Source organism: Halioglobus sp. Uisw_031 (assembly GCF_047729875.1).
In the GTDB taxonomy this organism is placed as follows: domain Bacteria; phylum Pseudomonadota; class Gammaproteobacteria; order Pseudomonadales; family Halieaceae; genus Marimicrobium.
In genome coordinates this window covers 46120-61588 of the sequence record NZ_CP159826.1, presented here as the reverse complement: position 1 = coordinate 61588, position 15469 = coordinate 46120, and the positions used below count along the sequence as shown (strand labels likewise).

The 15469-nt window shown below is 56.0% G+C and carries 11 protein-coding genes; 4 read left to right on the top strand and 7 right to left on the bottom strand.

The window, feature by feature from the left end; genetic code table 11:
* Positions 1–37: 37 nt before the first annotated feature.
* The 5 genes from rfbB to ABXT62_RS00240 all read right to left on the bottom strand — a co-directional run bounded on the left by rfbB (position 38) and on the right by ABXT62_RS00240 (position 7686).
* Positions 38–1105 carry a dTDP-glucose 4,6-dehydratase gene (rfbB, locus tag ABXT62_RS00260; RefSeq protein ID WP_415356544.1) on the bottom strand — a complete coding sequence of 356 codons (1068 nt, stop codon included), beginning with the start codon at positions 1103–1105 and terminating at the stop codon, positions 38–40.
* Complete coding sequence (gene rfbD / locus ABXT62_RS00255) at positions 1098–1979, bottom strand: dTDP-4-dehydrorhamnose reductase (protein WP_415356543.1); 882 nt, start codon at positions 1977–1979, stop codon at positions 1098–1100. Before rfbD ends, rfbB begins: the two co-directional genes overlap by 8 nt.
* Before the next feature lie 70 nt (positions 1980–2049).
* Entirely contained in the window at positions 2050–2976 is a 927-nt protein-coding gene (locus ABXT62_RS00250; RefSeq protein ID WP_415356542.1) for a branched-chain amino acid transaminase, read from the bottom strand.
* A gap of 14 nt (positions 2977–2990) precedes the next feature.
* Positions 2991–5882: a bifunctional [glutamate--ammonia ligase]-adenylyl-L-tyrosine phosphorylase/[glutamate--ammonia-ligase] adenylyltransferase gene (glnE, locus tag ABXT62_RS00245; protein ID WP_415356541.1), complete on the bottom strand. Its 2892-nt coding sequence runs from the start codon at positions 5880–5882 to the stop codon at positions 2991–2993.
* Between the two features lie 28 nt (positions 5883–5910).
* Positions 5911–7686: a GspE/PulE family protein gene (locus tag ABXT62_RS00240; protein ID WP_415356540.1), complete on the bottom strand. Its 1776-nt coding sequence runs from the start codon at positions 7684–7686 to the stop codon at positions 5911–5913.
* A gap of 205 nt (positions 7687–7891) precedes the next feature.
* On the opposite strand from ABXT62_RS00240, the gene ABXT62_RS00235 reads away from it, so the two are divergent.
* From ABXT62_RS00235 to argA, 4 genes are all read left to right on the top strand, one after another.
* Positions 7892–8575 (top strand): TIGR00153 family protein, encoded by a 684-nt coding sequence (locus ABXT62_RS00235; protein ID WP_415356539.1) that lies wholly within the window; start codon positions 7892–7894, stop codon positions 8573–8575.
* A gap of 9 nt (positions 8576–8584) precedes the next feature.
* Positions 8585–9865 (top strand): inorganic phosphate transporter, encoded by a 1281-nt coding sequence (locus tag ABXT62_RS00230; protein ID WP_415356538.1) that lies wholly within the window; start codon positions 8585–8587, stop codon positions 9863–9865.
* Between the two features lie 89 nt (positions 9866–9954).
* Entirely contained in the window at positions 9955–11106 is a 1152-nt protein-coding gene (gene argE / locus ABXT62_RS00225; protein WP_415356537.1) for an acetylornithine deacetylase, read from the top strand.
* 91 nt (positions 11107–11197) lie between these two features.
* Positions 11198–12496, top strand: coding sequence for an amino-acid N-acetyltransferase (gene argA, locus ABXT62_RS00220; RefSeq protein ID WP_415358238.1), 1299 nt, complete (start codon positions 11198–11200; stop codon positions 12494–12496).
* Between the two features lie 18 nt (positions 12497–12514).
* On the opposite strand, the gene ABXT62_RS00215 is transcribed toward argA, so the two are convergent.
* On the bottom strand, positions 12515–13414 hold the full coding sequence (locus ABXT62_RS00215) for a DUF6279 family lipoprotein (RefSeq protein WP_415356536.1): 900 nt from the start codon (positions 13412–13414) through the stop codon (positions 12515–12517).
* Positions 13415–13520: 106 nt separating this feature from the next.
* The gene (gene leuA / locus ABXT62_RS00210) at positions 13521–15194 is read right to left on the bottom strand and encodes a 2-isopropylmalate synthase (RefSeq protein ID WP_415356535.1); all 1674 of its coding nucleotides are present in this window, start codon (positions 15192–15194) and stop codon (positions 13521–13523) included.
* Positions 15195–15469: the final 275 nt, after the last annotated feature.

The following is a 15469-nucleotide window of genomic DNA, read 5'->3' as shown; positions in this document are numbered from 1 at the left end:
TAAAAGCATAGCGTGCACTTACTATTGCGCTAAAGCGTCAAGCAACAAGAAGAGGCTTCCACCACGGCTCATTGGACAGATACCAGTCCAGTGTGCGCTGCAAACCGGTTTCGAAACTTTCATGGGGCGTATACCCCAGCTCTCGGGTGATTCTGCCGGCATCAATGGCATAGCGCCAATCGTGCCCAGCCCTGTCCTCTACGAAGAGGATAAGCTCGCGCGCGCTACTGCCATTGGCACCCGGTGCATCGGGAAAATGCTGCGCCAATGACGGGTCCGCGACGAAGCGCGCATCCATCTGATCACACAGCAAGTGCACGATATCCAGATTGTTCCACTCATTATTGCCGCCGATATTGTAGGTCTCACCCACCTCGCCGCTTTGCAATACCAGCTCTATACCCCGACAGTGATCCTCCACATACAACCAGTCGCGGATATTACTGCCGTCACCGTAAACCGGCAGTGGACGCCCGCGCAGAATGTTAGTGATACACAGGGGAATCAACTTTTCCGGAAAATGGTAAGGGCCGTAATTATTAGAGCAATTACTGGTGCTGACCTGCAGCCCGTAGGTGTGATGATACGCTCGCACGAGATGATCAGAGGCGGCCTTACTCGCCGAATAAGGTGAGTTCGGTTCGTACTTTTGTTCTTCATGAAAACCCGGCGCATCAATACTGAGAGAGCCGTACACTTCATCCGTGGACACATGGTGAAATCGATGTGGCTGCGACTTGCCCCCTGCCAGCCAGTGCTCGCGCGCGGCCTTAAGCAGCGAATGTGTGCCCACTATATTGGTTTCAATAAACGCATCAGGCCCGGTGATCGAGCGGTCTACATGACTCTCAGCAGCAAAATGCACCAAAGTATCGATATTATGCTCGCGCAGCGTTTGCAGCACGCGATCATCGTCGCAGATGTCAGCGTGAACAAAACTGAAGCGTTTATTCTCCCGCAACCCATCAAGGTTGGCTTGATTGCCGGCATAGGTGAGGGCGTCATAGGCCACCACGCTGTCCTCGGGATGATTGCGCATCCAGTGGTGGACAAAGTTAGCCCCGATGAATCCGGCGGCCCCCGTTACCAAGAGAGATTTACCCATTTTGTAGCGCCTTATAGTCTTCGAGCATCGCCCGCAGTTGTTGACGCCAGTGGACGCCTGCCAGGGCGAAATCTCGCCAGCTGTCGCTCTTATCCAGCACGCTGTAAGCAGGGCGGCACGCCGGCGTAGGATATTCTATTGCCGCAATGGGCCGAATGTTGACCGTTCTCGCTAATAACCCTAGCGCAAGCGCTTCCTCACAGATAGCAACGGCAAAGTCATACCAGCTGCAGACACCGGCATCACTCCAATGATAAATGCCACTCAACTGAGGCCGAGCCGCGGAGGCCCAGACCGCTTCGGCCAAGCCGTGTGCCCAGGTTGGGGTACCGACCTGATCGGCCACCACAGCAAGGTCATCCCTCTCACTCATCAGGCGCAACATGGTTTTGACGAAATTGCTGCCATAACGTGAATACACCCAGCCAGTGCGCAGGATAAGTGCTTGAGGAAGTACACTTTGCACCGCCAGCTCTCCAGCACGCTTGCTACGTCCATATTCGCCTAACGGGGCGGTGGCCGCATCGGGTTTGTAAGGCTGGGATGCGCTGCCATCGAAGACGAAGTCGGTAGAGATGTGGATCAACCTCACGCCCTGCTGGGCACAGGCCTGTGCCAAGGCGAGAGGCCCTGCAACGTTGCCGCGCTGGGCGGCATCAACTTCCGATTCCGCCTTATCGACTGCAGTATAGGCGGCAGCGTTGATCACTAGTTGCGGCGCGACAGCCGCGAGGCACTGCGTGACAACCGCCAGATCGGCTATATCAAGCTGCGCTCGAGCCATCGGCAGGCATTCAATGTCGGGCCCAGATGTGCGCTGCAGCTCTTGTCCTAACTGCCCGCCTGCGCCGACCACCAACACTTTTTTCGTCACGCTTTAATCTCTATCTGCATGTGTGATATCAACCTCTTGTCACCGCGCATCGAAGACAACACGCCCGAAATCAGACCACCGGCGCCAGCCACTGGCTGTTCTGGCTTCGATTACCGCGCACCGAATCAAAATACATGGCCTGTAGTTTTTCCGTCAAAGGACCACGACCACCGTTACCGATTATGCGGCCATCGAGTTCACGAATGGGAACCACCTCAGCAGCCGTTCCGGTAAAGAAGGCCTCGTCCGCAACATAAACCTCATCCCGAGTGATGCGTTTTTCGCGCACCTTATAGCCCAGCTCAGCGGCCAGCACAAATATTGCATCCCGGGTAATCCCTTCCAGACACGAGGTCAGCTCTGGTGTATAGATTTTATCGCCACGCACAAGGAAGAAATTTTCCCCGCTGCCCTCAGCAACATAACCTTCGTTATCCAGCAACAATGCCTCTTCTGCACCGCTATCAAGGGCCTCGCGCAACGCCAGCATAGAGTTGATGTAATTACCGTTGGCCTTGGCTTTACACATTGAGATGTTGACGTGGTGCCGCGTGAAGGACGAAGTGCGCACCTTAATGCCGCGATCTCGAGCCTCGGGGTCCATATAAGAAGGCCACTCCCATGCAGCAACCATCACGTGTGTCTCTAGCTTGTCTGCGCGCAGGCCCATGCCCTCGGCGCCATAAAAACACATGGGACGCAGGTAGCCCTCTTCAAGGCCGTTCAATCGCACCACGTCTTTTTGCGCCTGAATCAGAGTCTCCTTGTCAAAGGGCATAGCCATGCGCAGGATATGGGCTGAGTTGAACAACCGATCCGTATGTTCCTGCAAACGAAATATGCACGTGCCCTGATCCTTTGTCTTGTAAGCACGCACCCCTTCAAACACACCCAGACCGTAGTGAAACGTATGTGTCAGCACATGTACCTTGGCCTCGCGCCAAGGAACCATTTCTCCATCCATCCAGATAAGACCATCACGATCGGCCAAACTCATCACATTACTCCTGTTTATTGATCCGTTGTTTCGTCGATATAAGGCGCAAATAATTGCTGCCACTTGGCTCTAACTGCAGCCCGTTCTTGCGCAAAACTCCCCTCCGGGGCAGTCCCTGGTTGCTGTTGTAAGGAAAGTTGATGGGCGGCGGAGCGATAGATTAAATAGGCCTGCGTAAGCGCTTCACACTCCTGCTGCTCAAACAAACCTTCTTGCCCCAGGGCCTCCAGAATGCGCACATTGTCAGACCAACGTGCCAATTCAGGCACGCGATGAGACCAAGTCAAGACCGCGTATTGCACCATAAATTCAATATCAACGATACCTCCTACACCCTGTTTTAGGTGAAATTCCCCTTCTTCGGAGCGCCCATCTGACAGTAAGTGCTTACGCATATTTTCTCGCATGGCATGCACCTCGCGCGCCAGAGAAACATCATCGCGGGCCAGGGACAGAATGTCCCGGCGCACGGTATTGACCGCCGCCGCGACGTCTGGATCGCCCGCGACAAAGCGCGCTCGCACCAACGCCTGATGCTCCCAAGTCCAGGCAGAGTCCTGCTGGTAACGACTGAAGCTCTGTATTGTATTCACCAACATGCCTGAATCGCCGGAAGGTCGCAGCCGCATGTCCATCTCATACAGCTGACCCATGGCCATCTGCGTCTCGATAATTTGGATCATGCGCTGACCCAGACGCGTATAGAACACAGCATTGTCGATACTGTTCTCGCCGTCTGTTGCTCCGCCTTTGGCGGCATCGTAAATAAACACCAGGTCTAGGTCTGAGCCATAACCCAATTCAACACCACCTAGTTTGCCATAACCAAAAACGGCAAAACCCACACCCGCATGATCGCGACGGGGCTGTCCATACTTTTTCGTCAGACCCACCCAGGCGACCGCTAACACCTCCTCCAGTATGACTTCCGCAATCCAGGTCAACTTGTCGCTAACCTGCATCAATGGTAAGCGGCCTACCAGCTCACTGGCCGCAACCCGCAACACATGCGAAGCCTTGAAATAGCGCAGGGCATCCATCTGCGCCTCCAAATCGTCCGCCCCTAGACGTGCGACCTGCTGACGCAGTTCATCACGCAACAGGTCTTTGTCCGGCGCGGTGTAAAGGCTAGCCCTATCCAGAAGCTCATCAAGCAGTACCGGAGTTCGGGCTATTTGCTCGGCGATCCAGGGACTGGCGCCGCACAGCGTCACCAGATCAACAAGGGCGGGCGGATTTTCGAGCAACATGACAAGATAGGCACTGCGACGTACGACCGCGGTGACCAGAGGCAGCACTCTTTGCAACGCTAGATCTGGGTCTGCCACCTCAGCACACGCGCGCAGCAACTGGGGCATGAACTGTTGCAGGCGATCTCGACCTTGAATTTGCAGTGTTGCCACGCGGGGGCTCTGCTGCAATGCCTGTAACGCCTCGTAAGTCTCTGGCCCGTGCCGGTATCCTAGATCAGACAGCGCCTGCTCACTCAGGTCTTTGCCCCACAGCGACAACGCCTCGTCTGCCGCTTCGGCGTCCTCCTCAGGATCTGCGATCAGCTCTCTAAAGTGTCCCGCAACCGCCTGACGGTGTATCTCCAGGGCCGCTTTGTAGTCTTCCCATAAGGCATACCCCATCACTTCTGCCATCGCAGCCCGCGGCAATTCCGCCTTCGGCAAATCCTGACTCTGCTTATCCTGATAACCCTGGATGGCGTGTTCACTGTCGCGCAAAAATAGGTAGGAGGCGCGCAGTTCAGTGCCGACTGACTGCGGCAGACAACGCAAGGTGACACATTCATCTAGTACCAGAAGTAATTCGCGCTGCTGTAGACCAAGATCACGCCCACCGCGAATCAACTGAAAACACTGTGCGATAAACTCGACCTCCCGAATACCGCCGTGCCCCAGTTTTACATTGTCCTGCAACCCTCTGCGACGGACTTCGGTGTTGATCATCCGCTTCATGCCACGCAGACTTTCTATCGCGCCGAAGTCCACATAGCGCCGATAGATGAATGGGCGCAACAGCGCCGCCAGCTCGGCGGCCTGTTGCGGGTTGCCTGTCACGGGCCGCGCCTTGATCATGGCATAGCGCTCCCAATCCCGCCCCTGGTCCTGATAATAGCTCTCAAGCGCGGTGAAACTGTGCACCAGGGCGCCGCTTTCACCGTAAGGACGCAGACGCATATCCACCCGAAACACAAAACCCTCAGCAGTAACCTCATCGAGGGCACCGATCACAGCACGCCCTACCTTGGTAAAGAATTCCTCATTGCTGATAGGGTGTTCTTTACTGTCGGTCTGACCGGCCTCTGGGTAAACAAATATCAAATCAATATCGGAGGAGACATTAAGCTCCTGTGCCCCGAGCTTGCCCATGGCCAGCACAATCAGCTGCTGGGCCTCACCACTGTCTCGTCCTATGGGCGCACCGTGCCGGTTCTCCAGCGCGGCCTGAGAAATAGCCAAGGCCTCTGCGATAGCCGCCTCGGCCAGCAGTGAAGTATCTCGCACCGTCTCCAAGGTATCCGCCAGACGACAGAAGTCTCGCCACACAATTCGCAGCATATGCCATGCACGATATTGTCTTAGAAGCGGCGACAGCTCAGCACCATCGCGACACAACATACGGTGCAACTCATCGCGGAATTCAGCGTCAGGCAGGGATTCCTGCAACTGGCCACTGACGACCAGATCCAGTAGCAATTTGGGCTTGCGTCGCAACAGGTCAGCGACGAAGGGGCTGCAGGCCAAAACACGCGGTAGCTGCAGCGCTTCTGGACCCTCCGCCAACACCTCGGTTAGCCTGTCGGCCAGTGCCTCACCTGCAGACTCCAAAATATTCTGCCAAGCACGGCGGGCCTCCTCGGCGAGCAACTCCGGCAGCCCTGTGGTCGGTAAATTCATATCCGCTTAACGTTCCAACGACCGAGACTCAAGTGTCCATCTGCGGTGCGACTCGCATCACTTCCTCGATGGTGGTCTCACCCCGCGCCACACGGGCGGCGCCACTGAGGCGCAGGGTTTGCATACCTTCAGCCATCGCAGTTGCCCGAATTTTTTGGGTGTCGAGCTGTGGCATTATCTGCTCCTGCACCGTCCGACTATTCACCAACACTTCATAAATTCCCTGACGCCCCTGATAACCGGTTTCACGGCACTTGTGACAGCCCACCGGACGCGCAATCTGTGCCGGAGGCGTCACATCCCAAGGCTGTGTCAACTGCTGCCATGCACCGAGATCTAATTCGCCAAAAGCCTTACAGTGCGGACACAAAATCCGCACCAGCCGTTGCGACATGATGCCGCGCACAGTGGCTCGAATCAGGTAGGCTGGCACGCCCAACTCCAGCAGGCGCGAGATAGAGCTAGGTGAATCATTGGTGTGTAACGTGGACAGCACCAAATGCCCCGTTAACGCGGCTTGTATCGCCATATTGGCGGTTTCCAGATCGCGTATCTCTCCCACCATGATAATGTCAGGATCCTGCCGCATAAGGGCACGCACGCCGGTCGAAAAATCAAGGTTGATGCTGTGGTTCACCTGCATCTGGTTGAAGGCGCCCTCCACCATCTCGATCGGGTCCTCGATAGTACACACATTGACTTCCGGTTTTGCCAACTGGCGCAGCGTCGAATACAACGTCGTGGTTTTCCCCGATCCCGTGGGCCCGGTCACCAGCACAATACCGTGGCCATAAGAGGTCATGTCGTGCCAGTGTTGCAAGTCAGCATCGGCTAGACCCAACTGCTCAAAACTACGCTGCATAAGATCCGGGTCGAAAATGCGCATGACCAGTTTTTCACCGAACGCCGTCGGTAAAGTGGACAGGCGCAACTCAACCTCGCTGCCATTGGGTGTGCGCGTTTTTAGCCGGCCATCCTGAGGGCGGCGTTTTTCTGCCACATCCATCCGACCCAGGATTTTGACGCGACTACTGACCGCAGCGCAAACCTGCGCGGGCAGCTCGTACACGGAGTGCAGCACACCATCAATACGAAAGCGTACATTGCCCACATCACGACGCGGCTCTATATGAATATCACTGGCTCGCTGCTCAAAGGCATACTGCAGCAGCCAGTCTACAATTTTCACAATGTGCTGATCGTTGGCATCAGGTTCATTGTTAGAGCCAATCTCAAGCATCTGCTCCAGATTACCCAGACCCGCGGGGCCGGCAGGTCGATCATTGCTGCGTGCACCGCGCACGGAACCGGCCATGTTGTAGAAGTCGGCGGTGTGCCGGAGTATCTCCTGTGGGTCTGCTAACACACGGCGTATGGGCTTGCGCAACACATGCTCCAGATTACTCTCCCAAGAGCGCATGAAGGGTTCGGCACTGGCAATGACAACATCACCGTCATTGACCTCAAGCGCGAGAATATGATGCCGCTCGGCAAACGCCTTGGACATAACATCTGACACCGCTGTCACGTTTATTTTTAACGGATCTATGCGATAAACCTCCTGGCCCACTTTATTGCCCAGCCACGCCAACAATCGGTCCATTGTCAGATAGGCGCCAGAGGTCGCCGCATCGGGCAGGTTTTGATCTGCCAAAAAAACCAGCGGGTGTACTTTCACTTTGCTAGAAAGACCGATACGGATAAGATCTTCATCCGTCAGGTGGCCGTCGGCCTTCAAGTCTTGCACTAGGTCAGACAGGCTCAGGCGGCGCTCCAACAATTGCTCGCTAAACGTGTTGGTCATATTCACTACAGGCCGAATGTGAGGCGCGGATTTGCATATCAAAGTATGCTAACACAGTGTCCCGTAATCTCACGCTTTCGCGCCTTTCCCCAATCACCCCCAATCACCCCCATGTGCCCGCAGACCTCACGATGAGACTGTTTCCTGTGACAGCCACAAAGTTAACCATTACACTAGCGGCCGACCTTATAAAGGAACTCAACACATGGCAATTCTCAGCCCCCTAGGCAATCTGTTTGGGCGCTCCCCCATCGGACCCATACAGGACCACATGGCGTTGGCCGATCAGGCCGCACAGCTGGTTCCGGATTTACTGCGAGCCACGGCTGCAGACGACTGGGAGAAAGCCAGCCAAGTTCACAAAGAGATTGTGGCGGCCGAAGCCGCCGCCGACAAACTCAAACACTCCGTGCGTCGAAACCTACCTAATAGCCTCTTCCTCCCGGTGCCACGAAGTGATTTGCTCACACTTGTGGGGGTTCAGGATCACGTTGCTAATACCGCCAAAGATATTGCCGGACTGATCATAGGCCGCAGTATCCGTTTCCCCGAGAAGCTGCAGGATGCGGCGATAGAGCTGGCTATCGCCTGCGCTGCGACGTCCCATCAGGCGCTCAGTGCTGTGCAGGGACTGGACGAACTGCTTGAAGTCGGGTTTACAGGCCGTGAAGAAGTGCGCCGGGTGGAAGCCATGCTCAAAACGCTCGATAAGCTGGAGGGCACCACCGACAAAATGTCTATTAAGCTCCGGAAAAAACTTTTTAAGCTGGAGAGCGACCTCCCTCCGGTCGAAGTGATGTTCCTGTACCAGATCATTACCCTAATGTGCACCGTTGCAGACGATGCAGAGACCGTGGGTGATCGACTACAAATTTTGATGGCGAAATAAGGAGTCACCATGGAAATCATTGCTGAGTATGGCAGTTTATTTCTGATTTTGGCCTGCTTATTTGGCTTCTTCATGGCCTGGGGAATCGGTGCTAACGATGTTGCCAATGCCATGGGCACATCGGTCGGCGCCAAGGCACTGACGCTTAAGCAGGCGATTTTTGTCGCGATGATCTTTGAGTTTCTCGGCGCCTATCTCGCGGGCGGTGAAGTCACTGCCACCATTCGCAAAGGCATTATTGATCCCGATGTCATGAGCGCCGAGCCGCAGCTAATGATATATGGCATGCTGTCCGCGCTTCTCGCGGCAGGAACCTGGCTTATGATTGCCAGTGTTAACGGCTGGCCTGTCTCCACGACTCACTCCATTGTAGGAGCGATCGTCGGCTTCGCAGCCGTCGGCATCTCGGTTGATGCGGTGCATTGGGGCAAGGTGGGTACCATTGTCGCCAGCTGGGTGGTGTCGCCTGTGCTTGCCGGCACCATTTCCTTCGGCCTGTTTATCAGCGTCAAAACGATCATTCTCGATTCAGAAGACCCGTTTCAGCGGGCAAAAAAATATATCCCCATTTACATGTGGATGGTCGGCTTCATGATATCCATGGTCACACTTCTAAAAGGTCTCAAACATGTGGACCTGGATCTCGACCTGGGTCTGGGGAGCGATTTCGCAAACGCCATCCCCCTTTCGTTTGGAGTGGGCCTGCTAGTGGCGGCCCTTGGCATGATCCTCATGCGGGGTATCAAGGACATACCGGATGACATGAATCGCTTTGCCTCGGTAGAGCGGGTTTTTGGCGTGCTGATGGTTTTCACCGCCTGTGCCATGGCCTTTGCACACGGCTCTAACGATGTCGCCAATGCAGTAGGCCCGTTGGCGGCGATTGCCAGCACCGTGCAGTCCGGCGGAGAGATTCTGGCCAAATCAGCGGTGCCGTGGTGGATATTGATGGTGGGGGCACTGGGTATTGTCTTGGGTTTGGCCACTTACGGTTGGCGCGTCATTCTCACCGTGGGGAGCAAAATCACCGAGCTGACTCCCAGCAGGGGTTTTGCTGCTGAGCTGGGCGCTTCTGCCACCGTGGTCATCGCATCGGGCACAGGTCTTCCCATTTCGACCACACACACGCTCGTCGGCGCCGTGCTGGGTGTTGGCTTTGCACGCGGCATTGGTGCGCTTAATTTGCGCGTGATCGGCACTATATTTGTATCCTGGTTAGTCACCCTGCCTGCAGGCGCTGGGCTTGCAATCCTCTTTTTCTTTTTATTCAAGGCGATATTCGGTGGCTAACGTCAGCGTCCACTTGGCGGCAGGCGTTCGATTGTCTAGACTGCGCTAAGGGCCCACCCGCCGCCACAGTACCGAGAGGTCGCACCTCAATGTCCACGTCCCACAAACAGGTCTATAGTCAGCTGCGGCAACTGATAGAGACCCCGTCCGTCAGTTCTACAGATTCACGCTGGGATCAGGGCAACCGTGCGGTAATCGACTTGCTGGCCAGCTGGTTGAATGACTTGGGGTTTGAGGTTGAGATACAGGCGGTTACGGCCAACGGTGACAAGGCAAACCTGATCGCCACTCTGGGCAAGGGGCCGGGCGGTCTAGTACTTGCTGGACACACAGACACGGTACCTTTTGACGAAGGCCGCTGGAAAAGCAATCCATTAACGCTGTCTGAACGCGACAATCGGCTTTACGGTCTCGGCAGTACCGACATGAAAGGGTTTTTCCCCTTAGCCATCGCGGCCGCCAGTGCTTTTAGTGCAGACTCGCTCAAACAACCGTTGATTGTGCTGGCAACCGCCGACGAAGAAAGCTCAATGAACGGTGCACGTCAGTTGGCCGCAGCAGGACGCCCCAAAGCCCGTGCGGCGATTATTGGGGAGCCCACATCACTGGTTCCAGTGCGGATGCATAAAGGCATTATGATGGAAGCCGTGCGGGTCACCGGACAGGCCGGCCACTCCTCTGATCCGGCGCTGGGCAACAGCGCACTGGAGGGCATGCATGCAGTGATGGGGGATTTGATTGCGTATCGCAAAGAGCTCGGTGTGCGCTACCACCATGAATTTTTTAACATTGCGGTGCCCACCCTCAATCTAGGGTGCATCCACGGTGGCGACAGCCCCAATCGTATTTGCGGCAAGACCGAACTGCATTTTGATCTACGCATGACGCCCGGGGAAGACAACGCCACCGTGCGCGCTGAAATCGAGCAGCGTATGCATGTTCTGGCGCAGCAACACCATTTAGAGATCGATCTGCGTTCGCTGATTACCCCTATCGAACCTTTTGAGCAGGCCGCAGACAGCGAGCTGGTAAAGCTGGCTGAAACGTTGACCGGCCACAGTGCGGAGGCGGTCGCATTCGCCACCGAGGCGCCCTTTTTACAGCAGCTGGGTATGGAAACCATTGTGATGGGGCCTGGCTCCATCGACCGCGCCCACCAACCCGATGAATATCTGGAACTGGAGCAAATCCAGCCCTGTATCGCACTACTGCAGCAATGTATCCGCCACTACTGCCTCTGACACTGTGCAATATTGCCATTAGGTAATCAGTGCGGCTTTCGGTACCCTTAATAACTTTCTATTTATCAATGGCTTGGATGGTGACGTGACAATATCGGCGCAGGAGCATATCCGCTGGTTGAGAAACACTGCACCCTACATCAACGCACACCGGGGCAAGACCTTTGTGCTGATGTTGGGGGGCGCGGTTGCGCAACATGAAAACTTTCCCAACATCATTCACGATATCGCCCTGCTGAATAGTCTCGGTGTACGCCTTGTGCTGATTCACGGCTCGCGCCTGCAGATCGACCAGCGTCTGTCTCGCGCAGGGCTAGACAGCGTGTTTCATGAGGGCCTGCGCATCACGGACAACGCGGCGATGGAACACGTCAAAGATGCCGCTGGCTCGTTGCGTGCGCAAATCGAGGCGCTGCTGTCTATGGGTTTGCCCAACTCGCCCATGCAGGGATCGCGCATGCGCGTGTGCTCGGGTAATTTTGTCACGGCCCGGCCCATCGGTGTTGTCAATGGCATCGACTTTCATCACACCGGCAGAGTGCGCCGCGTGGATGCCAGCGGAATAAACCAGCAGCTGGCGGACGGCTCCATCGTGCTGCTATCACCCTTGGGCTATTCCCCCACTGGCGAGATTTTCAATCTGGCGCTGGAAGACATTGCGGTGCAATGCGCCGCCGCAATCGGCGCCGACAAACTGGTGCTGTTTGGCGGCCCAGCCGGTGTCCTCAGCGACGACGGGACATTAATCCGTCAGTGTGCGGCTGGCGAAATCGATGAGCTGCCCGTCGCCGACCCGCAGCAGGCCTCTCTGCTGCAGAGTGCCAAACGAGCCTGTCTTGCACAGGTAGAACGTTGCCACATTATTAGCTACGAAGACGACTGCGCCCTGTTACAGGAGCTGTTCACACACGACGGCTGCGGCACGCTGGTGGCCAATGACGATTACGAGCTGTCGTGCGAAGCCAGCATCGACGATGTCGGCGGTATACTGGAGCTGATCGAGCCTCTGGAACAACAGGGTGCGCTGGTAAAACGCTCGCGGGAATTACTGGAAACCGAAATCAGTCAGTTCCGTCTGCTGGTGCGCGATGGCCGCATTATTGCCTGCGCAGCGCTCTACCCGTTTCTCGACGACCGCTGCGGAGAAATTGCCTGCATCGTCTCGCACCCGGATTACCGGGGCGGCAAACGCGGGCAACGATTGCTAAAAACATTGGAGCAGGAAGCCCGCAGCCAGGGTTTGGATCGGGTGTTTGTGCTGACCACCCAGACAGCCCACTGGTTTGTCGAACAGGGTTTTGTCGAAGCCGATCAGGGTGCCCTGCCCAGCGCAAAACAATCTCTGTACAACCTGCAGCGCAACTCAAAGGTGTTTGTCAAAACCCTTTGAGTGCTCGACGAGCCGGCCTTACGGCCGATTGTTACTGGGTTCATCTGATTGCGCAGCGGTATCCGTTTTGCCCTGCGCGATTAACGTTTCTAGGTCTTCGCGAATGTCAGTGAGCTTGTCTTTCAGGTACCGGCTCTGCCGCTCGCTGCGAGCGTTTAATACCTGCGCAATCAGCTCATAAATCGCGTCCATATTGTGCTCATACACACGCTGATAATCAGGCGATACGGTGTCATCTCGCACGCTAATAGCGGCCCTGACGCGTTGTTGCCAGCCCGGCTCGCGCTCTAATAAAGTGGCCAGTTGGGTCAGCCACAGTGCCCGCTCCTGCAGCCATACTTGATCGGAGCGCAACAATCCGCGGCTGCTTTCATGTACCCATTGTCGCTGATCGTCGGATAACTTGCCGAGATAATCCTGAAACGTGTCGAGTGTATTGTCGTCATTGTCTTTGAAAAACTCCTCTTCATCGCGCTCCAGATACTCCTCTTCGAACTCGCGCTGTTGCTCCCACAGCGCCTCTAAAAATGCCGCTATCTGCTCATCGGACAGGCGCGCCCCCAGATCCAACAGCTGCGTCAACCCCTCACTCTGTAAACGCAGCCACGCCGACTCAAAATTAGTAAAAAGGGTCCCGACAATCTCTGCGGTCAACGGGCTATCGAGGCTGTCTTCTATGTTGTTCAAGGCTGTCAGGTAAACAGGCAGTTCCTGCGCGCGGTGCCAGGCCAAAAAGGGCACCAATAGCTCGTCGAGGTAGGCTTCCTGCTCCGCATCGAGGTCGACATAATCGTCCATATACCAGGGCAGCAGAAAGTCTAGTCGGTTGTAAACATAGGTGGTGCTGGAGCAGGCGCTGACCACAAACAGCGCGATCACAACCCACACCCGAGCCCCCCGAAATAGCACGTCAATCATCCCTATCGTCCCGCTTGATTCACCCTAGCCGAAGGCAAAGGGTAAGACCAACGGGCCATGTGTGCAACCACGCTCGCAGCAAAGCCCTCCTGAATGGACCTGCGCATCACGCTGCGACGTGCTGTTCTTCCGCGCTGGCCTTATTAATAGCACCGAGTATGCCATCGAGTGAGGCCTGTACGATATCCGAGCTGCGCCCCACCCCACAGTAGCGCTCCCCATCAATGTTGAGCTGTATGTAGCAGATGGCCTCGGCCTCGGCACTCTGGCTCAGCGCGTGCTCGTTATACTCCACCAGCACAATGTGTTTGCCGGTAAAGCCCTGCATCGCCTCCACAAACGAGGCCACGACGCCGTTACCCGTTCCGGACAACGTATGCACAGTGGACCCTTCCTGCAGCTGCGCCTCTAACTTGTCTACACCGTCCTCGCGGCTCACCTGATAGTTGCCGAGATTCCAGCGCCCCTTGGCGGCAAGATACCGATCCTGAAAAATACGGTACACCTCAGACGATCCGACCTCTGTCTCGTGCTCCTCGGCATAGGCCTGCACCGCGCCACTGAAATCGATCTGCAGCCAGCGCGGCAGCTCCAAACCGTGGTCACGCTGTAACACAAAGGCGATACCGCCCTTGCCCGACTGGCTGTTGATGCGAATGACTTCCTGATAAGAGCGGCCAATGTCCTGAGGGTCAATCGGCAGGTACGCCACCTCCCACGGTGCGTCGTCATCGCGCTTGGCCAGACACTTCTTAATCGCGTCTTGATGACTGCCAGAGAATGCCGTAAACACTAGCTCACCCGCATACGGATGACGCGGGTGCACCGGCAGCTGCGTGCACTCCTTGGTGGTCTGGATAATTTCGTCCATATGGCCCAGCTGCAGCTGCGGGTCAACGCCCTGGCTGTACAAATTCAGCGCCATGGTAATGATGTCCATGTTGCCGGTACGCTCACCGTTCCCCATCAGCGTGCCTTCTATACGGTCAGCGCCGGCCATCACGCCAAGCTCCGCCGCCGCCACGGCACAGCCGCGATCGTTGTGCGTATGCAGCGAAATAAGCAGGCTGTCTCGATTGGCCACCCGGTCGCAGAACCATTCGATCTGGTCGGCATAGACATTCGGCGTGCTCATCTCGACAGTCGCAGGAAGATTGATAATCACCGGGTGCTCGGGGGTCGGCTGCCATACTGCGGTGACGGCGTCACACGCCTCTACGGCAAAATCCAGCTCGGTACCGGTAAAGCTCTCCGGTGAATACTCAAACACCCATTCGGTGTGAGGATGACGGGCGGCACACTCTCTGACTAGCTCCGCGCCTTTCACCGCAATATCAATAATGCCTTTGCGATCCAGGCCGAACACCTGCTCGCGCTGCACCGTAGAGGTGGAGTTGTAAACGTGCACGATCACACGGCGTGCACCACTGAGCGCCTTGAAGGTCTTCTCGATCAAATCTGCCCGCGCCTGAGTGAGCACCTGAATCGTGACATCGTCAGGAATTCTGTCGTTCTCAATCAAATCGCGGACAAAATCGAAGTCATGGCTCGAGGCCGACGGGAATCCCACCTCAATTTCCTTAAAGCCAATTTTGACCAGCTGCTCCCACAGCAACAATTTCTGGTGCGCCGTCATCGGTTCTATCAGAGCCTGATTACCATCACGCAGATCAACACTGCACCAGCGCGGCGCCTGTTCAATCACCTGATCAGGCCAGCGCCGATTAGGCATGGCAATGGGCTGAAAGGGCCTGTATTTAGTGTGATCGAAGCTGTTCATAGCGTTTTACCAGTCATTCTTTAAGGGTGGCTGCTCACCTGTGGCGTCTTTGCGTACAGCCCTTGTGGGGCGGCGTACGAACCACCCTTTGAGGGGTAACCCAAGCGGCGGCCGAGTCGGCAGGTGAGTGCTCAGCCGAGGGCAAAGTATACTGCGGTTACGGGGGAGAGAGATTGCAAATAGGCAGACATTATGCGCCATCTGCGCAATTTATCGCTCTATAATGCTATTTTATTGGTGATATACGCTTTTGAAAGGCCCAAATCGCCAAGCCA

Bases quoted from the DNA above. Each gene is read 5' to 3' on its own strand.
- rfbB (WP_415356544.1), bottom strand. From the start codon at position 1,105: ATGGGTAAATCTCTCTTGGTAACGGGGGCCGCCGGATTCATCGGGGCT.
- ABXT62_RS00250 (WP_415356542.1), bottom strand. From the start codon at position 2,976: ATGAGTTTGGCCGATCGTGATGGTCTTATCTGGATGGATGGAGAAATG.
- glnE (WP_415356541.1), bottom strand. From the start codon at position 5,882: ATGAATTTACCGACCACAGGGCTGCCGGAGTTGCTCGCCGAGGAGGCC.
- ABXT62_RS00240 (WP_415356540.1), bottom strand. From the start codon at position 7,686: ATGACCAACACGTTTAGCGAGCAATTGTTGGAGCGCCGCCTGAGCCTG.
- ABXT62_RS00235 (WP_415356539.1), top strand. From the start codon at position 7,892: ATGGCAATTCTCAGCCCCCTAGGCAATCTGTTTGGGCGCTCCCCCATC.
- ABXT62_RS00230 (WP_415356538.1), top strand. From the start codon at position 8,585: ATGGAAATCATTGCTGAGTATGGCAGTTTATTTCTGATTTTGGCCTGC.
- argE (WP_415356537.1), top strand. From the start codon at position 9,955: ATGTCCACGTCCCACAAACAGGTCTATAGTCAGCTGCGGCAACTGATA.
- ABXT62_RS00215 (WP_415356536.1), bottom strand. From the start codon at position 13,414: ATGATTGACGTGCTATTTCGGGGGGCTCGGGTGTGGGTTGTGATCGCG.
- leuA (WP_415356535.1), bottom strand. From the start codon at position 15,194: ATGAACAGCTTCGATCACACTAAATACAGGCCCTTTCAGCCCATTGCC.